Here is a 24,131-nt window from a genome sequence, read left to right as displayed (position 1 = left end):
ATCAAATATGTTTGCCGGATATGCCACTTTTATGAAATATATTCCCGGCAATGGTTTTACCGCGGTTTTGCCGGGAAAAACAGGCTGAACCGGGTGAGCCGTTTACTGCTTTGCGCATGCCACCTGCCCTGATGCAGCATCATGATGCTGCGGACAATGGACAAACCCAGCCCGCTGGCGCTGGCGTCGCCGGTACGCGAAGCGTCCGCGCGGTAAAAACGGTCAAAAAGGCGTTCAAGGTGCTGCGGCGCAATGTCGGGGCCGGTATTCTCCACGCTGATGGTGGTTCCCTCAGGCTGCTGCACGGCCCGCAGCACGATGGCCGTGCCCGCGTCGGCATAACGTATCGCGTTGGCCAGCAGATTGGCCAGGGCGCGGCGCAGCAGCTCGGGGTCGGCCCACGCCGTGGCGCCGTCCCGCGCACAGACCAGCGTCAGGCCGCGTTCTCCGGCCGGCCCTTCAAAATACTCGCTCAAACGCCCGAATTCGTCCGCTAACGACAGCACCACGCGCTGGATGGCATGGCCCGCATCCCCGGCCCGGGCCAGGAACAGCATGTTATCAATCATTTTTGCCAGGCGCTGCAGTTCTTCGAAATTCGAGCCCAGCAGGTTTTCATAATAGTCATTATCACGTTTGAACCGCATCGCCACTTCCGTTTGCCCGAGCAGTATGCCGATGGGGGTGCGCAGGTCGTGGGCCATATCGGCGGATACCTGGCTAAGCTGGCGAAAGTTGATTTCCAGCCGTTCCAGCATGGTATTAAACGCCGCGATCAGTTCCCGCAGTTCGGGCGGCGCATGGGTGATACCGATGCGCCTGGACAAAAAGCGGACATCCATCATGGCGGTTTCAGCGGCCAGGCGGCGCAGCGGCGCCAGACCCCGGCGGGTGAAAATCCAGGCCAGCAGCGCGGTAAGCACGGTGGCGATCGACGCGACGAGGATGATCTGGTTGCGGTACATGGCCAGGGTACGGGTGCGCTCCGACATCAGGCGGCCGGTGGTGATTTTTACCTGATAAGGCGCGCTGGCGACGTTTGCCAGGGCGGAGGCGGAAATAAAGGGAATGCCGCCGGCGGCCACCGCATGCTGTACGGCGGCGAGCGTCAGGGGCGCGTCCGCGGGCACCGGATTGATGTGCGGAATGGGCGAATGGCCGGGATTGATTTCAATCAGGGGGGGCCGGTCGGTAAATTGCAGCACCAATAACGACTCCGTATTGCCGAGCATATTGGCAAACAGGCCGGGCTTATCGTGAATCAGCGTCATGACGTCTTCATTGAGCAACAGGGTACGGATCTGCTCGACGCGGGTGATTAGCGCCCCGTCGTCGCGGATAATCAGCTGTTGCTCAAGAGTACGGTACAGGGCGTATCCGACGGTGGCCATGACCAGCATGACCAGCATGGCCAGGGCCGATGACAGGCGGGAGGTCAGCGAGAAACGTTTCATGTTTCGTCTTCACAGCGATAACCCACCCCATGGACGGTATGGATCAATGGCTTGCCGAACGGCTCGTCTATTTTCTGCCGCAGACGCCGCACCGCCACATCCACCACGTTGGTGTCGCTGTCAAAATTCATATCCCACACCCTGGAGGCAATCAGCGAGCGGGTCAGCACCTGCCCCGGGCTCAGCATAAACAGATGCAACAGGTTAAACTCCTTGTTGGTGAGGTCGACGCGCACACCGTTGCGCTCCACGCGCCGTTTGGCGACATCCATCTGCAAATCGGCGACGGCCAGCACGTCATCCTGCCGGCCCTGTCCCGCGCGCCGCAAAACAATCCGGATGCGCGCCAGCAGCTCGGCGAAGGAAAACGGCTTCACCAGGTAATCGTCCGCGCCCAGCGCCAGCCCTTTGAGTTTATCCTCCAGGGTGCCTTTGGCGGTGAGGAAGATCACCGGGGTATCAATCCGTTTGTCCATCACCTCCATCACCGACCAGCCGTCCATTCCCGGCATCATCACATCCAGCAGGATCAGATCGTAGCGTTCTTCCAGGGCCATATGCAGGCCGTCCACGCCGCCCGACGCCACGTCGACCACATAACCTGATTCGGTCAGGCCGCTGCGCATATAGTCCCGGGCCTTGGGTTCATCTTCGATGACGAGAATCTTCATATAATCTCCGGCGCGGCCTGTCGCGGCCACGGTTTAGTCTAACGCATGGCGCGCCGCCTGTTCTATCAGCGCCGCGACCTCTTGGGGATGGGATTCGTATACCGAATGGCTGGCGCCGGCGACTTCCACCGTATGACTATGCGCCCGCGCCGCATACATCCGCTCCAGGTCGGGACTGATGATTTTGTCGGCCTGCGCCACCATGTACCAGCTCGGCTTGGTTTTCCAGGCCGGGTCGGCAATATTGGCGGTAAATACGCTGGCCGAGGTCGGCATCTGCGCCTGCGCCTCGAACTCGGCCTGTTTGCGCGGCAGATCGGCGGCGAAATCCGCCGGATAATTTGCCGGGTTGATGTACAGGTAGCCGTCGGGCGTTTTGGCGAAAGGTCGCGCGGTGTTGGGCATTTTTTTACCGTTACTGGCCTCGGTTTCGCCATTATCCAGGGCGTGGGCCGCGATATACACCAGGCCGGCGACATGGGAATCGTTACCCGCCTCCGTAATGATGGCGCCGCCGTAGCTATGCCCCACCAGCACCGCCGGACCGTCCTGCATGGCCAGCGTACGTTTGGCGGCGGCCACATCTTCCGGGAACGATGTCAGCGGCTCCTGCACCAGTGTGACGTGATAGCCGTCCCTGGTCAAAATATCATACACCGGCCGCCAGCCGGCGCCGCCGACAAATGCGCCGTGCACCAGGACGATATTCCTGACCGGCGCGGCCTGGGCGGAAACCATGCCTGCCGTAAGCAAAAGCGCGCAGGCGGCGGATGACAACATAGTACGGGTTAACAAAATACGCATGATTTTAAGCTCCATATACCGTGGTGGCAGTGGTCTGTACCACTTGTTTCAGGTAAGGAGTTTACGGCCCCGGCGCTGACACCGGCCTGACGCAATCATGACAAAGTTATGACGACGGCGTGGTCCCTGCGCAAAGCGTCAAACCGGCATCGCTGCCGCCCCGAAATTATTCGCTGGGACAGGCGTCCCGCGAAATAGCATTTCCCGCCTTATAGCGTGCGAGATAATTGATTCTTTCAGCGAGCCAGTCAGGTTTTATCCCTGCGAAGATCGCAAAGAAACGGTTAAACGGCACAGGAACGAAACGGCAGGAAGCATGATTATTCTCCGGCCGGCCGGGAATAATCCCCTGGCCGAGATTGTTGGTTAAGCGTGGCCGCCGGGGACGGCCGCGCGGCAACGGCAGGGGGTGCTACTAATGCCGGGCGTCCTGATAGGCGATATAATCGCCGGATTAAAAAGGATGTCCTGATGACCAGAAAAACAACATTCAGCATGGAGTTCAGGCGGGAGGCCGCAAGCCTGGTGCTCGATAAAAACCATACCTACAAGGAAGCCTGTGACGCCACCGGGGTCAACGAAAACGTACTGTACCGCTGGGTCGCGCAGCTGCGGGCTGAACGCAGCGGCATCATGCCGCCGGGCATGGCGGTCACGGCGGATCAGCAGCGCATCCAGGAGCTTGAGGAACGCATCAGGTGCCTGGAGATGGAAAGGGATATCCTGAAAAAAGCCGCCGCGCTGCTGATTACGGACGATTTTAAGAGCCTGCCCCGGGGAAGCGGGCCGACATCACTCCTGCCGCCCCTGCCAAAACAGCACAAATAATTCCGACTGCGTTTTCACGCCCAGCTTGGCATAGATATGCTTTTTATGGGCGCGCACGGTCTCGATGGAGATACACAGGCGACGGGCGATTTCCTTGGTGGAGCAGCCGCTTAACATGAGCTGCGTCACCTCGCTTTCGCGTTCGGTCAGCATTTCGGTGCCCGGCAGGCCGGTCAGGAAAGGAGAGGCCACGCTCTCGGCGCGGGCGGTTTCAAAACGCATGCGCTGGCGCATCAGCGGCAGCAGCCAGGCCACGGACAGCCGCAGGAAGCCCATGTCGTGATCGCTGAAACGCCGCGCCCCGCCCAGCGATAAACACAAAATCCGCCGCTCATCCAACACCAGGTTTAACTGCACTTCATCCTCGACGATATTGCGCTGGAAATAACGGCGGTAATACTCGGAGTCGCGAAAATGGATCGGCGCCACCTCGTCCAGGCGCTGAAGCCCGCTGCGCGGATTGGCCCATACGCCAAGGTAAAAGGGGTCCAGCAGGTATAGGCCTTTCTGATAATCCAAAAACAATTTGGCGTCGCTGCCGTCACTTTCATCACTTTCGGCGAAGATCACCGGCGGCGCGTCGCGGATAAACAGCAGCGCCACCCAATTATCGAATACCAGCCGTCCATGCAAATAGCGCGCGGCTTTCAGCCAAAAATCCGCCTGGTCCAGGCTATCGATCAGCAGCCCGATATCATGGTGCCAGGCCAGGTCCTCCATTGATAAGTAAAGCTTATCACCCATTTGAGTCATCCCCGTTCGTGTTATAGGCAAGCATATCCCTACATGCATAATCGGACTAATGATTAACGCCATAAATATGCACAAAGGATAACAGTGTATGCAGCTTGAATTAATACAGGCACGCAACCGCGAGGGTGATATCAAAGGCAATATGGCGCAGGCAGTAATGCATATCGAACGTTGCAGTCCGCAAACACAGCTGGTGATTTTTCCGGAAACCTTTCTGACCGGCTTTGCCGAAAACGGCCATGTGGACGATCGCGCCCTGCGGCTGGACGGGCCGGAGATCGCAACGCTTAAGGCACTCAGCGTCCGGCGCGATATCGCCATCGCCATCGGCCTGCTGGAACGGGATGAACAGGGCGTCTTCAACACCACGGTTTTTATCACCCCGGAAGACGGCGTGGCGTTTAAATACCGCAAAACCCATTTATGGCCGGATGAACGCGCGCTGGTGCTGGCCGGCGATCGCCTGGTATGCGGCCTGTGGCGCGGCAAGCGGATCGGGCTGCTTATCTGTTATGACATTGAATTCCCGGAAACCGCCCGCGCCCTGGCCGCCATGGGCTGCGATCTGCTGGTCGTGACCAATGGCAATATGGATCCCTACGGTCCGGTACACCGGCATGCGGCGCTGGCCCGGGCGTTCGAAAACCAGATTTTTTTCGCGATGACCAACCGCGCCGGCGCCGGCGCCGGTTTCACGTTTGCCGGCGAAAGCGCGGTGGTGGATCCCTATGGCAACCTGCTCGGCGCGCTGGGCAGGCAGGAGGCGACGCTCAGGGTCACGCTGGATTTTACCCTGCCGGAAAAAGCCCGCAGCCAATATCACTATCTCAAGGACCGCCGGCTCATGTTATCCGGCCATATGGAAACCTGCCCCGACGGGCAACGCTGGTGGCCGCTTTAACGGCTTAACGTTCACTTTTTAAACTTGATGTTTAGTAAAACTAAACACACACGGGAGTTTTCCATGTCGGCATTTAAAAAGACGCTTACCACCGGTCATCTGGTGCTGTTCGGCCTGGCCTATATGACGCCGATTATCGTTTTGGGCACCTTTGGCGTACTGGCGCAGATTACCGACGGCCATGTGCCCGGCGCCTATGTGCTGGCCCTGGTGGCCATGCTGTTTACCGCGTTTAGCTACAGCCGGATGGCCAGCGCCTTCCCGGTGGCGGGTTCCGCCTATATGTACGTGCGCAATGCCATCAGCGATAACCTGGGCTTTCTCGCCGGGTGGGCGATACTGCTTGATTACCTGTTCCTGCCGATGGTGATCTGGCTTATCGGCGCGGTCTACCTCTCCTCGGCGTTTCCCGCCGTTGGGCAGTACGTATGGCTGCTGGCGTTTATCGCCGTGACCACATGTATCAATATTATCGGCCTGAAAGTCGCCAGCGCCGTCAACAGCCTGCTGATGATAGTGCAACTGCTGGTGCTGGCGGCCTTTGTGGCTCTCGCGGTGCATTATATCTGGGGCGACGCGTCCCGGCCGTTCTGGAGCCTGGCGCCCTTTACCGCCGGCGGCGCCCATCTGCTGCCGCTGCTGGTCGCCGGCGCCGCCGTGGCCTGTTATTCCTTCCTCGGGTTTGATGCCATTACCACCCTGACGGAAGAAACCATCGACGCCAAACGCAGTATTCCGCGCGCCATTATGCTGATTACGCTTATCGGCGGCATTATTTTTATCGCGGTGTCCTGGTGCGTACAGCTGGCGCACCCCGGCGCGGCATTCGCGAATACCGACGCGGCCGCATTTGAGATTGCGCGCAATATTGGCGGCGATATTTTCGTCACCCTGTTTATGATTGGCCTGGTCTTCGGCCAGTTCGCCTCCGGTATCGCCGCCCAGGCCAGCGCCAGCCGGCTTATCTATACCCTGGGCCGCGACGGCGTGCTGCCCCGGGTCCTGGGCAGGCTGGGACGCTGTAATACCCCGGCGAACGCCATCCTGCTTTGCGCCGCGGTCGCCCTGCTCGCCTTGTTTATGAGCGTCACCACTTCCACGTCATTTATTAATTTCGGCGCTTTCCTGGCCTTTACCCTGGTCAATGTGTCCGTTATCAGCCACTACTTCATCCGCCAGCGCCGGCGAGACCCCCTGTCCACCCTGCTCTATTTGGTTTGCCCGGCGTTCGGTGCCGTCGCGACCTTATGGCTGCTGGTCAGCCTGGATAAAACCGCCATGATATTAGGCCTGATCTGGCTGGCGTTAGGCGGGCTGCGCCTGTACGGGTTTCGTCGCACCCACCGGCAGCCGGCGCCGGTATTACATTTTAACGGCGATGCCGAGTAACCAAGGCGCCGGCATTCTTTTGCCCCTGCCTGGGGATATAAGCCCTAGACACCATGGCACGCCATGGCCTGGGCCGCCGGCCACAGCGCCAGCGCCATATCCGCCATGGCGTCAAGCGCAGCGAAACCGGCGCCGTCGCGTGCCTGGATAGACATCCCCTGCTGGATGCTAAAGTACATCCGCGCCAGCGCCGCGGTATCGATGCCGGCCGCCAGCTCCCGCTCCGCCACCGCCTGATCCAGCCGGGCGGTGAGCTTATCGATACCGCGCTGGCGCGATCGTTTCACCTGCTCGCCCAGCCGCGCGTATCCTTCACCCGCCACATTCGACAGCGTCACCATACAGCCTGGCGGCCACGCGTCCCGGGTCAGGATACGCGCCGAGCATTTCAGCCATTCCCCCACCGCTTCACGCGCGGTCGGCGCGGTATCCAGCGGCGACCATATCAGTGGCGCGATAGATTTTTCGTAGCAGGCCACGGCTTCCAGGAACAAGTCTTCCTTATTGCCGAATGCGGCATACAGGCTTGGCGAATGAATGCCCATCGCCTGATAGAGTTCCGCCATCGACGTCGCGGTGTACCCCTTCTGCCAGAAGAGTCTCATTGCCGCGGCCAACGCCGCCTCGCGATCGAAAGCCCTGGGTCGTCCTCGTGCCGCCATAACCTGCGCCTGCCCTCATTAATTATGTGTCGATCATTATAATAATACGCTTGATCTTCGGCGGCAATTCCGTTTAAGTTATTTTTGTATCGATTAACACATAAAGAGGAAGCGACCATGAATTCACTGCAAGGCAAACGCGCGCTCGTCACCGGCGCCAGCCGCGGCCTGGGCAAGGCCATGGCGATATCGCTGGCGCGGGCCGGCGCCGACGTGGCTATTACCTATGAAAAATCCGCCGACAAGGCCAGCGCGGTGGTAGCGGAGATTGAGCGGCTTGGCCGCAAGGGGCTGGCCATCCAGGCCGACAGCGCATCGTCCGGCGCGGTACGCGATGCGGTAAGCCAAACCGTGGCCGGGCTGGGCGGTCTCGATATCCTGGTCAATAACGCGGGCATCGCGCGCGGCGGCATGCTGGAGGATATGGCGCTTGAGGATATCGACGCGATGATTAACGTCAATATCCGCGGCCTGGTGGTCGCCACCCAGGCCGCGCTGCCGCACCTGGGGCAAGGCGGGCGCATTATCAATATCGGCAGTTGCCTGGCCGATCGGGTGCCGATGCCGGGCATTGCCGTTTATGCGATGACCAAATCGGCCCTGTTGTCGCTGACCCGCGGCCTGGCCCGCGATCTGGGCCCGCGCGGCATTACCGTTAACCTGGTCCACCCCGGCCCCACCGACAGCGATATGAACCCCGCCGACGGCGAAGGCGCCGAGACCCAGCGCCAGTATATTGCGCTGGGCCATTACGGCAAGGCAGAAGACGTGGCGGCCGCGGTCACATTCCTGGCGTCTCCGGCGGCGGGGCATATTACCGGCACCGGCATCAATGTGGACGGCGGTATTAACGCGTAATCCTAGCCGTGGATAGTGCCCTCCTGAGCCTCGCGCCAGGGCGGGACCGGCGAAAACCGTTCCCGCAGAAAACGCATGAACTGGCGCGTGCGCAGCGGCAACCCCTCACGCTGGTGGGTCAAGGCAATCACATTGGCGTCGGGGGTTTTCCAGGCCGGCATCAGGCGCACCAGTTCCCCTTTATGCAAGGCCTCCGCCACATCCCATTCCGAGCGCATGATAATGCCCAGCCCGCGCGTCGCCCACAGCCGGATAATATCGCCGTCGTTGCTCGCAAGCGTTGAGCGCACGCGCACGCTGCTGCTGGTGCGTCCGCGGGTAAAATGCCACAGCAGCACGTCTTCATTATTTTCACGCAGGGCGATGCAGGGCAGGCGGGCCAACTCTTCCGGCGAGCTGGGCTGACCATGGTGGGCGATAAAATCGGGTGAGGCGCAGACAAAACGTCTGTTGGCGGCAATAGCATGGCCAATCAAACTGGATGACCGCAATTGGCCGATATGAATCACGATATCAAACCGTTCGGCGGCTTCAACCAGCGGGCGGTCCGACAGGGTAAGCGACATCTCGACGTCGGGATAGCGCTGCTGAAAATCCGCGGCCGCCGCCGCCAGGTAACGCCGGCCGAAGCCAAACGGGGCGTTGATTTTCAAGGTGCCGGCAAAACCGCTGCGCCGCTTATCCAGCTCATGCATCAGGGCATCGTACTGCTCCACCAGCTGTTTACCGCGCAGGCATAACAGTTCCCCTTCGCCGGTAAAACACAAGCCCCGTGCGGATCGGTCGATCAAGCGCACATTTAGCCGCTTCTCTATGGTCTGCAAACGCTGGGTCACCGCCGAAGGGGTCAGGCCCAGCTGATGGGCGGCGGCCACGAGGGTATCGTTATCGCGAATCGCCAGCAGCAGCTTCAGATCCCGCATATCGTGCATAGGACATTCCTGAATCTGGGATTAATAATGATAAATTATCATAGTCACCGCCCGTTACCATACTACTGTGACTAATATTGCCATCCTGCTAAATGCATGAATCAAGTATTAAGTAGTACTGAATCATAGATACAGAAAGATTCAATTTACTCCGCCAGCGGCGGTTTTTTATACTGTCACTATTCAGCCGGAGGACCTATGCCCGATATAAGCGCCACCATGGAAACCCCTTACCTGACGCTGGATGTTGCGCGTCTGGACAACAATATTCAGCGCATGCGCCGCCAGGTTGCGCCGTTTAACGTTACGCTGCGCCCTCATGTGAAGACCAATAAATCCCTTCAGGTCAGCGAGCGTCTTTTTGCCGGGGAAAAAGGCCCGATTACCGTGTCCACCCTGCGCGAGGCGGATTTCTTTTTCGCCGCCGGCTACCGGGATATTCTGTACGGCGTGGGAATTGCGCCGAATAAATTAGCCCATGCCGCCAGGCTTATCGGCGCCGGCTGCCGGTTGCTGCTGATCCTCGATAACCTCGCCAGCGCCCGCGCGCTGACGGCCTTTGCCGGCCGTCACCAGGTCGATTTCGCCGTCCTGCTGGAAATTGATTGCGACGGCCACCGTTCCGGCGTGCCGCCGGCCTCGTCCTTGCTTATCGATATCGCCCGCGTGCTGCAAGACAGCAGGGTGCGGCTGCGGGGCGTCATGACCCACGCCGGCGGCTCTTATCACTGCCGCTCCGCCGCCGCGCTGGAGCAGTGCGCCATGGATGAACGCGACGCGGTGGTCACCAGCGCCGATATGCTGCGCCGGGCCGGTTTTCCCATAGAGATCGTCAGTGTGGGTTCCACGCCCACCGCGCTGTTTGCCCGCGACCTTAGCGGCGTAACCGAAGTGCGCGCCGGGGTATTCGCGTTTTTTGATTTGGTGATGGCCGGACTGGGCGTTTGTCGTGCCGGGGATATTGCGCTGTCGGTGGCGACCACGGTCATCGGCCATCAGCCGGCCAAAGGCTGGACCCTTATCGATGCGGGCTGGATGGCCCTGTCGCGCGATCGCGGCACCGCGGCCCAACCCGTCGATCAGGGGTACGGCCTGGTGTGCGATAATCAGGGCAACCCCATCGCCGACCTGATCGTCGCCGACGCCAACCAGGAGCACGGCATTATCGCCTCCCGTTCCGGCGCGCGCGATCTGCCGGCGCTGCCGATCGGCACCCTGCTGCGGATATTGCCCAACCACGCCTGCGCCACCGCCGCGCAGTTCAGCGGTTATTACCTGGCCGATACCCAGCCGCCGGTATTCTGGCCGCGCATCAACGGCTGGTAGGCAATACGGGGCACGTCAAGGCGGACATCAGCGCCATCGCGCAACCAGACTAAGGCCAGGCAAGGAGAAACCCATGGACCAAACCGCTATCCAGGCAGGGGCACCCGTATTGCCGGTGGAGCTGGTGTTATTTGATTTGCTTACCGCCGTGCTGGACTCATGGACGGTATGGAACCGGGCCGCCGGGTCCGAAGACGCGGGGCGCGCCTGGCGCATGGCCTATCTGGGGCTGACCTACGGCTGCGGCGCCTACCGGCCTTATGAAACCCTGGTGGCGGAAGCCGCCGCCGGCGTCGGACTGGGTCAAGCCGCCGCCCGCCGCCTGGAGGAGGGCTGGCGCGATTTGCGTCCCTGGCCGGAAGCCGTGGGCGTGCTTAGGGCGTTAGCGCGGCATTACCGGCTGGGCGTGGTCACCAACTGCTCGCAGCGCCTGGGTCTGGCCGCGGCCCTCAGCGTTGGCGTGCCCTTTGATGTAGTGGTCACCTCGGAACAGGCCGGCTTCTATAAACCCGATCCGCGCCCCTATCAACTGGCCCTGGATATCGCCGGCGTCAGCGCCGACCGGGCGGTATTCGTGGCCGGTTCGGCCTACGATCTGTTCGGCACGGCCAAAGTGGGCCTGCCCACGTTCTGGCACAACCGGGTGGGACTGCCCGCCCCCGATGACGCCCCCCGGCCGGTGGCGGAGCTGGCGACGCTGGCGACATTGCCGCAGGAGATAAGGCGGCGGCGTTAAACGCGGCGCTGCCTCCTGGGTTAACGAATAACGCTAAAGCTCGCCGAATCCTGTTGCTCAACCCAATCTCCAGCGCCAGTCCCGGCACCAGCGCAAATTCTCTGATATTATTGGTCACCAGCATGGCGCCGGGAAGCCTTCTGGCCGATTGTCCCGAAGCGCGTTTCGGCGTAGGTGATGGCCGATACCACGATACGGTGATTACGCGGCACCCTCTGCTCCAGGCGTTTAAATCACTATATATAATTAACATTATAATTAAAATAATCTATCTATAACTTGCAAAAAATGAATAATGATTTTAAAAAATGGATGAACTTTACCGCCCACCCAACATCCAACCCTATATAAAAACACACCACAATAGTCTATTTTAAATAGCAGTATGCGAGCATTGCATTCCGGTTAGATTATTCTGGGTCATTTTTATTTTACTTAAAATAATTTTAAAGTGAATAATTGGCATAATTTTTTTAATTAACGCGTTTTTAATAAAAATAAATTTAACGAGGATATAAGATGAAAAAATTGCTTTGCATGCTATTACCAATCGTAACGCTTAGCCCACTCACGTATGCGCACACCACACATGAGTCAGTAAAGCTGAGGGAAAACGAGAGTGAGCGGATAAAAAGCTGTACCAGGCTGCTGCCTGACGGCCATGAGTACCTCATAGATATCAAAGTGGCGGTTGATAAAAAATCACCGGACAAACAGGATAAAATAACGAGGGAACTGAATATTAGCGACGAAACAAGCCAACCCGTCAGTCAGGACCGGCAAGAGCAAGTCAAACCTTTCCTCCAGTGTATGATCGATAATGTACTTTGATAGATAAAATGTGAAGACTTAGAGGGCCTGAATGCTAATCAGGCCCATTTCCGGCCATTGCGATTTCGGTAAGAGCGTTAACGGCACAGCCGGTAATATTGCCGCCATGCCTTCCTGGCCCAGGCGATAAGCGGGGCTGATTTTTTTGATCTGTCTCATTGTGATCGCAATTTCCCCACCATTTCCCCGGCAAAATCGGTAGAATTTTCGCCCCAAAGACGCCATCCGCTTAAGAGTTCCCCGTGCCGACAAGCCTGATCCGCCCCGAACGCCAGCTGTTCTCCTATCCGCTTTACTGGGCCGAATGTTTTGGCACCGCGCCCTTCCTGCCCATGTCCCGCGCGGAGATGGACCAATTGGGCTGGGACAGCTGCGATATTATCGTGGTCACCGGCGACGCCTATGTCGATCATCCAAGCTTCGGCATGGCGATAATCGGCCGCATGCTGGAGGCGCAGGGCTTTCGGGTGGGCATCATCGCCCAGCCGGATTGGCGCGGCAAAGCGGACTTTATGCGCCTGGGCAAGCCGAACCTGTTTTTTGGCGTTACGGCCGGCAATATGGACTCGATGATCAACCACTACACGGCGGATCGTAAAGCGCGCCATGACGATGCCTATACGCCGGGCAATCTCGCCGGCAAACGCCCGGACCGCGCCACGCTGGTCTATACCCAGCGCTGCAAGGAGGCGTTCAGCGATGTGCCGGTGGTGCTGGGCGGCATCGAGGCCAGCCTGCGCCGTATCGCCCATTACGACTACTGGTCGGATACCGTGCGCCGCTCGGTACTGGTGGATGCCAAGGCCGATATGCTCATTTACGGCAACGGCGAGCGTCCGCTGGTGGAAGTGGCCCACCGCCTGGCGGCGGGAGAGCCCATCGCTGATATCAACGATGTGCGTAATACCGCCGTACTGCGTAAAACGGCGCTGCCCGGCTGGACCGGCGTCGATTCCACGCGCCTTGATGCGCCGGGGCGTATCGAGCCCATGGTTAATCCTTACGGCGACGACCTGCCCTGCGCCACCCGGACGGTAAACGCCGGCGACGCCCGGCCGGTAAGCGTGCGCGCGCCCAAACCCAAGCCCTGGGAAAAAACCTACGTCCTGTTGCCCTCGTTTGAAAAGGTCAGGAACGACAAGGTGATGTACGCCCATGCCTCGCGCATCCTGCATCATGAAACCAATCCCGGCTGCGCCCGCGCCCTGATGCAAAAACACGGCGACCGCTATGTCTGGATCAACCCGCCGGCCATTCCGCTGCTGACGGAAGAAATGGACTCGGTATTTGCCCTGCCTTACCAGCGCGTGCCGCATCCGGCCTATGGCAATACCGCTATCCCGGCCTACGATATGATCCGCTTCTCGGTGAATATTATGCGCGGCTGCTTTGGCGGCTGCGCGTTCTGCTCGATTACCGAACATGAAGGCCGCATTATCCAAAGCCGCTCGGAAACCTCCATTACGCGGGAAATCGAGGAAATCCGCGACAACGTGCCGGGCTTTACCGGCGTGATCTCCGATCTGGGCGGTCCCACCGCCAATATGTATATGCTGCGCTGCCAGGCGCCGCGCGCCGAGCAGACCTGCCGCCGGGCATCCTGCGTCTATCCGGAAATCTGCCCGCATATGGATACCAACCACGAGCCGACCATCAAACTTTATCGCCGCGCCCGGGCGCTGGCGGGCGTCAAGAAGATCCTGATCGCCTCGGGCGTGCGTTACGACCTGGCGGTGGCGGACCCGCGTTATATTAAGGAACTGGCGGAGCATCACGTTGGCGGTTATTTAAAGATTGCGCCGGAGCATACCGAGGCAGGTCCGCTGGCCAAGATGATGAAACCGGGCATGGGCAGCTATCAGCGCTTTAAGCAGCTGTTCGATACCTATTCCCGGCAGGCCGGCAAGGAGCAATACCTGATCCCCTACTTTATCGCGGCGCATCCCGGCACCCGCGACGAGGATATGGTGAACCTGGCGCTGTGGCTGAAGAAAAACCGCTTCCGGCTGAACCAGGTGCAGAATTTTTACCCCTCGCCGCTGGCCAGCGCCACCACCATGTATTACAGCGGTAAAAATCCGCTGGCGAAGGTGGATTATCACAGCGAAGAGGTGGTGATCCCGCGCGGCGAGCGCCAGCGGCGCTTGCATAAAGCGCTGCTGCGTTATCACGACCCGGCCAACTGGCCGCTGATCCGCGAGGCGCTGACGGCAATGGATATGAAGCAGCTGATCGGCAACCGCAGGGAGTGCTTGATTCCGCCGGCCACCGTGGATGAGCTCAGGACGGGCAAAAAGCGGGATCGCAACGCTCAGCCGGCGTTAACGCGGTTTACGGGGATGGGGGCACAGGCCGCGGGCAAGCCGACACGCTCGGGTGGCAAGGCTCCCGGGCGAGGGAAAAAAGCAGGATAAGATCGTGCGCTATCCGTTTAATCGATAATTGTAGCCGCCATCGCAAAGTGGATAGGGTAAATTAAATGATTTAATCGAGAAATTTAATGCGATGACTTAAGAGCCTAATAACTCATTAGGCCCTTAAAAAATTATTTATTCCCAACCCAACTGGGATTCATCGGTACGTTAGGCATGGGCGTACTAATAGGCATATGATTCGCGGCCCTGCCTAACACATCGGTGGCAACCGCAATTCCGACGCCTACAGGAGTGGGAATAGCCCGCATAACCGTTGTTCCAATGCCTATTCCTAAAGGCAATAAACCATTGGTATTGTAATTAGTATTGCCCACGGGATTGGGTTGATTGCAGGCTGGGTTAGGGGTAATACCAAACTGTGGTCTGATCATAATTATCTCCTTTTGTAAAAAAATGTTAATGAAATTCCATTTATTTATAATCTCACCAATATCAATAAGGTTTAATTCTTAAAAACATTAAGTGTGCAAAAGCAGCAATGAATAAACTTATGAAAAAAATAGTTATAAATACATCAAATGACATAATCAATTCAGGCGACGATGAGCTATAATTTCTGATAAAATAAGTAATAAAAAACAGGGTCATACATATGGAAAATACATTTATAAAATTAATCGTTTTATTTAATTCGGTTTTATTCTTAAAGTAAAAGCCCATTAATGATACTGAAAGTATCAACACGATCAATGACATTGTTTCTCCAGCGGTCAGCGCATGAGGTAACCCTAATGTTTATCCTTCAAAAAGTCAATATAGACAATACACAAGTTCGCCATGGTTTATTCAACAATATTTTTCAAGCACGCTCACATCATAACGATGACCGTTTAAGTGAGCGTGCCTTTTGAATCGCTTTACTGGGAACTATTCTCTTTTAGTAATTCAGTTAGTTCATTAATAGAATAGGGCGGTTTGCGCCGATGCAGCATAGCATGGCAATTCGGACATACGGGGCGCAGATCTTCAACGGGGTCGAGTTGATACTCCGCCCCAATCCCAGCCAGCGGCTTGAGATGATGGACGTGGATAAAACCTTTGCCGACCTCCCCATAGACCTTGGCAAAGTTAAACCCGCATACGGCACAAGACACGCCATGTTTATCGATGCACAGCCTGCGCGCCTGGGGGTTGCGTTCATAGATATTCACTGAAATGGTTTTAGTGGCGCCTTCATAGAACTTTTCCGGCTCCACCTCTTCTTGCGCCAGCACCTCAACGCGTTGCTCTCCCGATTGTAGAAACCCCCACAGGATTTCAACCGGTCGTATATCGCGCACCTGTATCGCCTTGGCGGTGCCCGCGAAGGTGAAGGGGGAGCGATCGTCTGTGCGATAAAAGATGAAATTATTGCCGATTCCATCCCGCATTGATTTGATGGAAGGCTGATTGATATGGGAGTCGGTCTTGCCATACCACAACAGATCATCCCCAACGAATCTATTGCCATAGTTATGGCCCGTACGCCCCGGCATGCCGATATTACAAAAGATAAACCAATCCCCATCGTACTGGGTATAGCCGGTATTCCAACTGCCTTTTTGCTTTTCTACGGGAATACGGCACAGGGTATAAAGATCATTTTTGGTATAACTATTCCCTACTACAAAATCATATGTTGCCATCCCACTTTCCTGCATGCATGACTGCAATCATTATCTTGCTTATAATCAATGATTACATATTACTACATATGATTTTGATTCTGGTACTATTATTACACCGACATCAACGTAACGTGCTGTCGTTTCCTCGCCTTTATTCGTTGGGGTGACGTCCCGCTACCCGGCCCGGCTGACCTTACGATCGGCGGTGGACTGCCCGACCATGAGTCCGCGATGCAGGTGGGTGATGGATTAATCGGCGGCGGGAATATCTCCGATAACGCCGGCGCCAAATTCATTAATGCCGGCGGCGATACCCAGCCCTTTCCGCGACGGGATAGGGTATAAGCGGGCCGCCGTCGGGCGTTTTTGAACAAGGTCGCGGGATGGTGTAGACGCATTTATGGCTACGATAGTCGTAGGTCTTATTCCTGATGAATACGACGAATAACGCAGCAGTTGTCGTCTTAAAAAATGTGTTAATTATCAGTTAATCGTCTTAAGGCGCATTTAACATGATCAATTATGGATATTGCTATGTTCTCGCTAAATCCCTCAGGGAGATCTTGTGCCGTTTTTTCTAATGCTGTGTTGGTATTCGTGATCACATCATCAATAATATTTTCCATCAAACCTTTATCATATCCAACTTTCTCGGCAGTAGAGAGCCAGTGCCTTTTATAAATAGTGTTCCAATGATAATGGGCATTTGTACCATAGACTGCCATCGCCATTTTTATCTTCTTTTTTTGCATATTCCCTTGCCCAAAGTAAGGATAAGCTGACATGACATCGTAAATGGGTGTTAACTCATATCCTGTAGGTCTAAGAAATAAGCTGAAATTTTTAGCATGGCCATCGATAGCGGCTAATAGCCAAAATAGTAACTGACATTTCATAAAAATTTCGCGATCCGTCATTGGCCGCGCTGAAGTGAGTAGCAGTTCCATGATATCTTTAACACCCGGACCACCCTTATCCTGATACTTACTACCACTGCTTTTTCCGAGAGCCTGGCACATATCTTCCTGGGGCAATCGGAAAATTTTCCCCTGCGCTAACAAACGATCAAAACGCGTCACCACTAGGACCCTCTGTTCTTCAAATGACTGTATGTAAACATGGGGAACGGGGATAGCCATATGCTGCAAAAACCGCAGGCAAAAGAACTCGTTATCAACGCTATTTGATAAATCGAGCTGCATTTGTTTATGCATATTTATTGAAGGCTTAATAATATGCGTAGTCGGCGTTTGGCCGTACGGCTTGCACCAGTGACCATCCCACCATGTCAGCGCTGTTTTTTCCTGTGCTCCGGCCAGTGAAATACGGAAATCATCGTCTTCTTCCATACCTAACATATTGGTAATGCGGGATCGGCGGATCACCTGTGCCACGTCTTCCGTTGCCAGTTTCTTCACCGTAATTTCAGGGTGGGTGTACTGGAGCTTTTGGGACGTTATAGATAATGCACCTACACAATCAGCACCGATGATTTCCAGTAGGTCAAAGGGATGGGTACTTGCCGCACCCAGGCTGTCGACGATCTTCTTTCTGATATTATCATTATCGGGCAGAAGGTTCTCAAAATAGGCATGTACCGCCTCAGTATGCTGTTCCTCACGCGCAAGAGGGATACTAAGCGAAATCGGGCGTCCTTGCCGGTGGTTTAGCCAGGTTTCAACATATTGGAAACTCATCCTGCCCTGTCGCCGGGTAATCACGCCTACCGGGATGCCATTCATTGAACAATAGAGCTGCTGGTACAGCGCTTTTCTGCCCATCACCACATGTCCTCACTGGTCTTTGAAGCGATACTTTCCTCGGCCATCAATCTCAGCTCCAGCGCGGCGCATACCGCCAGCAGCCGAGACAGTTTGGCGCTGCCGGGGTCATGTTCCAGCAACGAGATGTCTTTTTGCAGCATATGGACTTGCCGGCCAAGATCTGCCTGTGTCCAGCCTTTCTTGATACGCGTATCGCGGATCATGCGGCCTAAACTGTGCGGATTTTGAATGTAAACCTTCATTGAGGTGCCCCCTGCCTGACGCATTATACATATACAGTATATTCTTAAAATATACAAATATAGTATAAACGTGTTTTATACATATTTTGTATAAATAAAAAATATACCCATTATGTATAAAAAGCAAAGTAAGCCAGGGCATCCCAAGGCATTTAACATAAGTTCGTACAGCGCCCTTGTTGTTGAGACGTCATCCAAGGGCAAATGAGCAATAAAAAGGGCCGTCGCCGGCCCTTATTCAGTATGTCCGGCGGAGCGATTACACCTCGCTCTCCTCCACCGCCACCTTCTTCCTGGCGGCAAAGTTATAAATCACCAGCAGCACAAATACCCCGGTTATCGCCATGGTAATGGTGCCTCGGTCCATAAAGCGCGCCATGTTGCCCAGCATAATCCCCACCACGCCAAAATCGGTATCCGAGAAAGTGGTGTTGGCCAGGCCCATGGCGCCGAGCACCGGCAGCAGCGCCACGGGCAGGAAGGTGATTAATACACCGTGGGCAAAGGCCCCCGCCATGGCGCCGCGCCTGCCGCCGGTGGCATTGCCGAAGACGCCGGCGGTGGCGCCGCAGAAAAAGTGCGGTACTACGCCCGGCAGGATTAATACCCAGTGCAATTGCCCGAGGAAAAACAACCCCACCAGCCCGCCGATAAAACTGAAAATAAAGCCCAGCAGCACGGCGTTGGGCGCATAGGGATAGACAATCGGGCAGTCCAGCGCCGGACGGGCGTTAGGCACCAGCCGTTCCGAAAAGCCGGTAAAGGCCGGAACAATCTCCGCTAAAATCAAGCGCACGCCCTGCAGGATAATAAACACGCCGGCGGCGAAGGTTATCGCCTGCACAAATGAATAGACCAGATAGTTTTGGCCATGGCTGAACTGGCTTTCGACATATTCCCGGCCCGCTGAAATCGCCAGAATAAAATAAATAATCATCATGGTGATGGAGATCGAGATGGTACTGTCGCGCAAAAAACTCAGGTTTTTCGGCATGTTCATCTCTTCGGTGGATTTAGATCCCTTACCCACCAGCGAGCCTATCCAGCCGGAAAGAACATAACCCACGGTGCCGGTATGGGCCAAAGCCACCTGGTCGTTGCCGATGATCTTGCGCATATACGGCTGGGCCATCGCCGGAAAAATCGCCATCAGCAGGCCCAGCGTCAGGGAACCGGTATAAATCAGCTGCACGCCCGCAAACCCGGCCACCGACAAAATAATCGCCACCATACAGGCCATATAGAAGGTGACATGGCCGGAAAGGTAAATGTATTTCAGCCGGGTAAAGCGCGCGACGATAATGTTGGCCACCATGCCGAAAGCCATAATCAACGTGGTCGAGGCGCCATATTTTTCCAGGGCGATGGACACCATGGCTTCATTGTTGGGGATGATGCCCTGCACATCAAAGGCATGCTTGAAGATATCCCCCAGCGGCGACAGGGAACCGACCAGGACCGATGCCCCGCCGGCCAGCACCAAAAACCCCAGGATGGTTTTGACCGTGCCCTTGATGACGTCGGGAAAAGGCTTTTTCTGGGCGACCAGGCCGAACAGCGCCACCAGTCCGACCAGGATAGACGGCACCTTGAGCACGTCGACCACGACCAGTAAAAGGTTTTGTATAAACATAGCAACCTCAGCGGTAAGATGTATAACCTGTTATTGTTTCTGAAAATATTCGCTTATCTTGGTTTCCAGCTCTTTGATATCAATGATGCTGTTGACAATAATAAGCTTGTTTTCAGGTAGGTTGGCGCTATAGGCGATATCCCGGCCCATAACAAACACGTCGGCCGCGTCCGGTGTTACCGACCCCAGATCCGAATGTTCAACGTCCGCGGAAATGTTCAGGTTTTTCAGGACCTTCTTGATATTCATTTCCATCATAAAACTGCTGCCTAAGCCTGCGCCGCACACCGCCATAATTTTCATGCTTCACCTCGTTGGTCATAGTGAATAAGTGTCGATACTCAGTTAAAAACTGTTCACGATCTTGATTAATTCCGCCCGATCCCGCGCGTTAAATACGCTCGCCATCACGTCGTCATCCGACAAAAACTCCGCCAGTTGGGCAATCAGCTCCACATGGCTGTTGCCGTCAGGCGCGGCGAACATCACTACAAAATCAACCGGATCATTTTCCTGCGCGCCGAACACCACGCCCTCGCGCAGCTTGAGGATGGACAACCCCAGGCGGTTGGCGCCTTCCTCCGGCCGGGCATGCGGCATGGCGATACGCGGCGCGATTACAAAATAAGGGCCGATGGCCTCTTTTTGCTTGATGATGTTCGCCACATAGTCCGCGGAAATCGTCCCGTCCTGTAACAGCGGCTCGGCCACCCGTGTGATGGCCTCCCGCCAGTCGCCGACGGCGTTGACATACTGGATGCGATCTTCATTTAACCATGTTGATAAAGCTGGCATATTTAACCCATTCAATTGATTGACCTTGCATTCGCCGGCGCGCGTTAAGCCGTAAGCAGCGCGCGGGCGGCCGCCAGGGCATTATCTTTCGTAAAGCCGAAATGCCCGAACAGCACCGCCGCCGGCGCCGACTCGCCAAAGCTGTTCATACCGATAACCTTGCCGTCCAGTCCCGCATACCCTTGCCAGAATCCGGCGATACTGGCTTCAATCACCAGACGTTTACGCACCGCGATGGGCAGCACGCTTTCGCGCCAGGCCGCGTCCTGTTTTTCGAAGCGTTCAACGCAGGGCAGGGAGACCACGCGTACCCGCCTGCCTTGCTCCGTGAGCCCGGCGGCGGCATAAACGGCCAGCTCGATCTCCGACCCGCTCGAGATAATGATAAGTTCAGGAACACCGTCGCAATCACGCAGCACGTAGCCGCCCCGGGCGATATCCGCCAGTTGTCGCGCGTTCCTGGGCTGCTGCTCCAGCGGCTGGCGGGTAAACACCAGCGCGCTGGGACCGTCGTTACGCTCGATGGCCTGCTGCCAGGACACGGCGGCCTCAACCTGATCGCAGCCGCGCCAGGTTTCCATATTCGGCGTCAGACGTAATGCGGCGAGCTGTTCCACCGGCTGGTGCGTCGGCCCGTCCTCACCTAAACCAATGGAATCATGAGTATAGACAAAAATGCTGCGTATCTTCATCAGCGCGGCCATGCGTACGGCGTTGCGGGCGTATTCCATAAACATCAGGAAGGTGCCGCCGTAAGGGATAAAACCGCCGTGCAGCGCCACGCCGTTCATCATCGCCGACATGCCGAATTCGCGCACGCCATAGGAGATATAGTTGCCCGAGGCGTCATCCGGCGTAATATCGCGCGCCTGGCCGTGGCGGGTTAAATTGGAGGGCGACAGGTCAGCCGATCCGCCCAGCAGTTCCGGCAGCCATTGGATAAACTGGTCAAGCGCTTTCTGGCTGGCCTGGCGGGTGGCCAGGTTGGCCGGGTTAGCCTGCAGCCGGCGGATATACTCCTGGCTGTTGGCATGCCAGTCCGCCGGCAGGATTTTCTGGCTGCGCCGTAGTAAGCCGGCGGCTTCTTCGGGGTATTCCCGGCGATAGCGCGTAAACAGCTGTTGCCATTCCGCCTGGGCGGCGGCGCCTGTTTCGCGCGCGTCCCAGTGGGCGTAGATATCCGGCGGGATCTCGAACGCGGCATGGGTCCAGCCCAGGGTTTGCCGGACCAGCGCCACTTCCGCCGCCCCCAGCGCCGAGCCATGGCTGTCATGGCTATCGGCCTTGTTGGGTGAACCGTAGCCGATGGTGGTCTTGCAGCAAATAAGCGTGGGCCGGTGTGGTTCATTTCTGGCCTGTTCCAGCGCCGCCGCCACCTGCCCGGGGTTATGGCCATCGATATCGGCGATGACCTGCCAGCCGTAGGCGCGGAAACGGGCCGGGGTATCATCGCTGAACCAGCCGTCGACATGGCCGTCGATGGAGATATTGTTGTTGTCCCAAAGCGCGATAAGCTTGCCGAGTTTAAGGGTGCCGGCAAGCGAACAGGCTTCATGCGAAATCCCCTCCATCAGGCAGCCGTCGCCCATAAATACATAGGTGAAATGGTCAACCACCGGAAAACCTTCCCGGTTAAACTGCGCGGCCAGCGTCTTTTCCGCCAGGGCCATGCCCACCGCGTTGGCAATGCCCTGGCCCAGCGGCCCGGAGGTGGTTTCCACCCCGGGGGTATAACCGTATTCGGGATGCCCCGGGGTTTTGGCATGCAGCTGGCGGAAATTGCGTAAATCCTCGATACCGAGGTCATAACCGGTCAGATGGAGCAGGGAATACAGCAGCATCGAGCTATGGCCATTGGACAGCACAAAGCGGTCGCGGTTAATCCACTGCGGATCGGCCGGGTTGTGTTTTAAAAACTTCCGCCATAACACAGTCGCCATATCCGCCATGCCCAGCGGCGCGCCGGGATGTCCCGAGTTGGCCTTCTGCACGGCATCGATGCTCAGAAACCTTATGGCGTTCGCCAGCTGCTTCTCTTCCACGATTTTCCCCTATCCGACTGAATCCATGAACCTTATGTGGTGCTGCCAAGCCGAGGGGATTGCCCCTGAGCCTGAAACGCAGACGATAAAAACACACAGAATCCATAGCAGTATGTACATGTTGAATTTGTATAGTCATCTTTAGAATGCACCTGGACGTGACTATACACAAGAGGTAAGCTTGCAAAGATGAGCAGACAGGATGGCTTTACAGTAAAGCTGTTAACTTGATCACATTTATCATGCACATCGTGCCGGCTGGTGGACTTCTGTTCCCCGCTCCGGAAACTATGCCTTTGGTGTGCGCAATCTGATAACGCGGCGGAAGATGACGAGATGACCGACAATATTACGGAAAAACAAAAAGAGGTTATCGACTATATCCTCGCTAAAATAAAGGAAGCGGATCTGCAGCCCGGGGATAAACTGGACACGGAAATAGCCATTGCACGGGCGCTATGCCTCACCCGCGCCACGGTGCGCGAAGCCACCCGCATCCTTATCGATCAGCGCCGGATTTATCGCATCAAGGGGTCGGGTATCTATATCGGCTCCATTGGTAAAAATAATCAATCCGGCCGGTTTCATGCGCTGTCTCCTTTTGATTACCAGGCGCAAAAAGGCGGCCATCGCGCCGGCCGCAAAGTAATTTCCGCCAGTATTGTCGCCGTTCCCGACGCCGCGATGGCACAGGCGTTGCGTATTAAAAACAGCGATTCGGTTTATAAAATACTGCGGCTGATGAGCTTCGACGACATTCCGGTTTCGCTGGAGTATATCCATTTCCCGGTATCTCTGTTTAATTCAATAGAGTTTAAAGAGCTGGAAAATTCCAAATATTCTTATATCGAGCGGATTACCGGGAAAAAGGTTTATAAACGTGATCAAAATTTTCATGCATTTAATGCTACTGATCTGGAAATGATCAAACATATGAATATAAAACCAAATGACGCCATGATGGAGTTATATGAGGTCGTGTATCTGGATGACGGTACGCCTTTTGAAGTGAATATCGCCATCGTCAATACCAATATGCTGCACCTGAGCCAGGTATCGGTACGCGGCGATTGATAGCCGGCCGTAGCGGCATAAGATGACTGAGACAGCGTCGCCGGCATAAAAACCCCTGCATATATTCCTGCTTTGTATAATGGCCGGGCCTTAGCAAACGTCGCCCGGTGACGTTGCGCGCCCAACCGCACAAATAGTTTAAATGAGTTATTGCTCTATTTGCGCAAAAATAGCATTAAAAGCTTATTGCGTCGCCACGATATTATGAAAATCACCACCGTTATAATCACATTTAAATAGCGATTTTTTTCGCTGATATGTAAATTATCGCCGTATTTTTCCGTACCAACAGAAGCGGCGGCGATAAAAATATTTGTCATATCATCAGGTTATGTATTTTTTCTATTAATGCGTACTAATTAAAATAATTAATT

General features: G+C 56.0%; 23 protein-coding genes and 1 pseudogene. 9 read left to right on the top strand and 15 right to left on the bottom strand.

Translation table 11 applies throughout. From position 1 onward, the window contains the following. Window positions 1-56: 56 nt before the first annotated feature. Genes ACL2XQ_RS01325 through ACL2XQ_RS01315 form a run of 3 tightly spaced genes read right to left on the bottom strand, consistent with a single transcriptional unit; the run spans window position 57 to window position 2,929 of the window. Window positions 57-1,454: a heavy metal sensor histidine kinase gene (locus ACL2XQ_RS01325; protein ID WP_413731431.1), complete on the bottom strand. Its 1,398-nt coding sequence runs from the start codon at window positions 1,452-1,454 to the stop codon at window positions 57-59. Beyond that, window positions 1,451-2,125 (bottom strand): heavy metal response regulator transcription factor, encoded by a 675-nt coding sequence (locus ACL2XQ_RS01320; RefSeq protein WP_410012458.1) that lies wholly within the window; start codon window positions 2,123-2,125, stop codon window positions 1,451-1,453. Before ACL2XQ_RS01320 ends, ACL2XQ_RS01325 begins: the two co-directional genes overlap by 4 nt. 33 nt (window positions 2,126-2,158) lie before the next feature. Continuing rightward, the gene (locus ACL2XQ_RS01315; protein WP_410012459.1) at window positions 2,159-2,929 is read right to left on the bottom strand and encodes an alpha/beta hydrolase; all 771 of its coding nucleotides are present in this window, start codon (window positions 2,927-2,929) and stop codon (window positions 2,159-2,161) included. Window positions 2,930-3,400: 471 nt separating this feature from the next. On the opposite strand from ACL2XQ_RS01315, the gene ACL2XQ_RS01310 reads away from it, so the two are divergent. Then, window positions 3,401-3,757, top strand: coding sequence for a transposase (locus tag ACL2XQ_RS01310; RefSeq protein WP_413739973.1), 357 nt, complete (start codon window positions 3,401-3,403; stop codon window positions 3,755-3,757). Here ACL2XQ_RS01310 and ACL2XQ_RS01305 read toward each other — a convergent pair. Next, window positions 3,722-4,501: a response regulator transcription factor gene (locus ACL2XQ_RS01305; RefSeq protein ID WP_413731434.1), complete on the bottom strand. Its 780-nt coding sequence runs from the start codon at window positions 4,499-4,501 to the stop codon at window positions 3,722-3,724. The two genes, ACL2XQ_RS01310 and ACL2XQ_RS01305, sit on opposite strands and share 36 nt — an antisense overlap. A 97-nt stretch (window positions 4,502-4,598) precedes the next feature. On the opposite strand from ACL2XQ_RS01305, the gene ACL2XQ_RS01300 reads away from it, so the two are divergent. Further along, on the top strand, window positions 4,599-5,411 hold the full coding sequence (locus ACL2XQ_RS01300) for a carbon-nitrogen hydrolase family protein (protein ID WP_410012462.1): 813 nt from the start codon (window positions 4,599-4,601) through the stop codon (window positions 5,409-5,411). A 63-nt stretch (window positions 5,412-5,474) separates the two neighbouring features. Further along, entirely contained in the window at window positions 5,475-6,800 is a 1,326-nt protein-coding gene (locus tag ACL2XQ_RS01295; protein WP_413729000.1) for an APC family permease, read from the top strand. Window positions 6,801-6,844: 44 nt separating this feature from the next. On the opposite strand, the gene ACL2XQ_RS01290 is transcribed toward ACL2XQ_RS01295, so the two are convergent. Further along, on the bottom strand, window positions 6,845-7,462 hold the full coding sequence (locus ACL2XQ_RS01290) for a TetR/AcrR family transcriptional regulator (protein ID WP_413739972.1): 618 nt from the start codon (window positions 7,460-7,462) through the stop codon (window positions 6,845-6,847). A gap of 117 nt (window positions 7,463-7,579) precedes the next feature. Here ACL2XQ_RS01290 and ACL2XQ_RS01285 point away from each other — a divergent pair, with 117 nt between their 5' ends. Continuing rightward, a complete protein-coding gene (locus tag ACL2XQ_RS01285; RefSeq protein ID WP_410012465.1) occupies window positions 7,580-8,320 on the top strand; it encodes a 3-oxoacyl-ACP reductase family protein in 741 nt (246 codons plus the stop codon). Window positions 8,321-8,322: 2 nt separating this feature from the next. Here the strand turns inward: ACL2XQ_RS01285 and ACL2XQ_RS01280 are convergent, their stop codons facing one another. Then, the gene (locus ACL2XQ_RS01280) at window positions 8,323-9,252 is read right to left on the bottom strand and encodes a LysR family transcriptional regulator (RefSeq protein ID WP_413731437.1); all 930 of its coding nucleotides are present in this window, start codon (window positions 9,250-9,252) and stop codon (window positions 8,323-8,325) included. A 198-nt stretch (window positions 9,253-9,450) separates the two neighbouring features. Between ACL2XQ_RS01280 and ACL2XQ_RS01275 the strand changes: the two genes are divergently transcribed. Then, a complete protein-coding gene (locus ACL2XQ_RS01275) occupies window positions 9,451-10,578 on the top strand; it encodes an alanine racemase (protein WP_413731438.1) in 1,128 nt (375 codons plus the stop codon). Between the two features lie 73 nt (window positions 10,579-10,651). Next, the gene (locus tag ACL2XQ_RS01270; RefSeq protein WP_413739971.1) at window positions 10,652-11,314 is read left to right on the top strand and encodes an HAD-IA family hydrolase; all 663 of its coding nucleotides are present in this window, start codon (window positions 10,652-10,654) and stop codon (window positions 11,312-11,314) included. A gap of 119 nt (window positions 11,315-11,433) precedes the next feature. Here ACL2XQ_RS01270 and ACL2XQ_RS01265 read toward each other — a convergent pair. Further along, window positions 11,434-11,544, bottom strand: a pseudogene (locus ACL2XQ_RS01265) (VapC toxin family PIN domain ribonuclease); the annotation flags it as partial. A 289-nt stretch (window positions 11,545-11,833) separates the two neighbouring features. Between ACL2XQ_RS01265 and ACL2XQ_RS01260 the strand changes: the two are divergent. Both ACL2XQ_RS01260 and ACL2XQ_RS01255 read left to right on the top strand, forming a co-directional pair. Next, window positions 11,834-12,145: a hypothetical protein gene (locus tag ACL2XQ_RS01260; RefSeq protein ID WP_410012469.1), complete on the top strand. Its 312-nt coding sequence runs from the start codon at window positions 11,834-11,836 to the stop codon at window positions 12,143-12,145. A 242-nt stretch (window positions 12,146-12,387) separates the two neighbouring features. Next, window positions 12,388-14,559, top strand: coding sequence for a YgiQ family radical SAM protein (locus ACL2XQ_RS01255; RefSeq protein WP_413739970.1), 2,172 nt, complete (start codon window positions 12,388-12,390; stop codon window positions 14,557-14,559). Between the two features lie 131 nt (window positions 14,560-14,690). Here ACL2XQ_RS01255 and ACL2XQ_RS01250 read toward each other — a convergent pair whose 3' ends face one another. The 8 genes from ACL2XQ_RS01250 to tkt all read right to left on the bottom strand — a co-directional run bounded on the left by ACL2XQ_RS01250 (window position 14,691) and on the right by tkt (window position 22,686). Then, window positions 14,691-14,951, bottom strand: coding sequence for a hypothetical protein (locus tag ACL2XQ_RS01250; RefSeq protein WP_413729005.1), 261 nt, complete (start codon window positions 14,949-14,951; stop codon window positions 14,691-14,693). 486 nt (window positions 14,952-15,437) lie between these two features. Next, a complete protein-coding gene (locus ACL2XQ_RS01245) occupies window positions 15,438-16,205 on the bottom strand; it encodes an HNH endonuclease (protein WP_413739969.1) in 768 nt (255 codons plus the stop codon). Window positions 16,206-16,663: 458 nt separating this feature from the next. After that, complete coding sequence (locus tag ACL2XQ_RS01240; protein WP_413739968.1) at window positions 16,664-17,968, bottom strand: type II toxin-antitoxin system HipA family toxin; 1,305 nt, start codon at window positions 17,966-17,968, stop codon at window positions 16,664-16,666. Continuing rightward, window positions 17,968-18,213, bottom strand: a complete 246-nt coding sequence (locus ACL2XQ_RS01235; RefSeq protein WP_413739967.1) for a hypothetical protein — start codon at window positions 18,211-18,213, stop codon at window positions 17,968-17,970. Before ACL2XQ_RS01235 ends, ACL2XQ_RS01240 begins: the two co-directional genes overlap by 1 nt. 259 nt (window positions 18,214-18,472) lie before the next feature. Next, the gene (locus tag ACL2XQ_RS01230) at window positions 18,473-19,846 is read right to left on the bottom strand and encodes a PTS ascorbate transporter subunit IIC (RefSeq protein ID WP_413739966.1); all 1,374 of its coding nucleotides are present in this window, start codon (window positions 19,844-19,846) and stop codon (window positions 18,473-18,475) included. Window positions 19,847-19,876: 30 nt separating this feature from the next. Continuing rightward, window positions 19,877-20,149, bottom strand: coding sequence for a PTS sugar transporter subunit IIB (locus tag ACL2XQ_RS01225; protein WP_410012474.1), 273 nt, complete (start codon window positions 20,147-20,149; stop codon window positions 19,877-19,879). 42 nt (window positions 20,150-20,191) lie between these two features. Next, window positions 20,192-20,641, bottom strand: a complete 450-nt coding sequence (locus ACL2XQ_RS01220) for a PTS sugar transporter subunit IIA (protein ID WP_410012475.1) — start codon at window positions 20,639-20,641, stop codon at window positions 20,192-20,194. A 44-nt stretch (window positions 20,642-20,685) separates the two neighbouring features. Next, window positions 20,686-22,686: a transketolase gene (tkt, locus tag ACL2XQ_RS01215; RefSeq protein WP_413740491.1), complete on the bottom strand. Its 2,001-nt coding sequence runs from the start codon at window positions 22,684-22,686 to the stop codon at window positions 20,686-20,688. A 333-nt stretch (window positions 22,687-23,019) separates the two neighbouring features. Between tkt and ACL2XQ_RS01210 the strand changes: the two genes are divergently transcribed. Continuing rightward, window positions 23,020-23,757, top strand: coding sequence for a GntR family transcriptional regulator (locus ACL2XQ_RS01210; RefSeq protein WP_410012476.1), 738 nt, complete (start codon window positions 23,020-23,022; stop codon window positions 23,755-23,757). Window positions 23,758-24,131 lie beyond the last annotated feature (374 nt).

The organism is Sodalis sp. RH14, assembly GCF_047324285.1.
Lineage (GTDB): Bacteria > Pseudomonadota > Gammaproteobacteria > Enterobacterales > Enterobacteriaceae > Acerihabitans.
The sequence above is the reverse complement of the archived record's forward strand: the minus strand, read 5'-3'. Positions and strand labels throughout refer to the sequence as shown.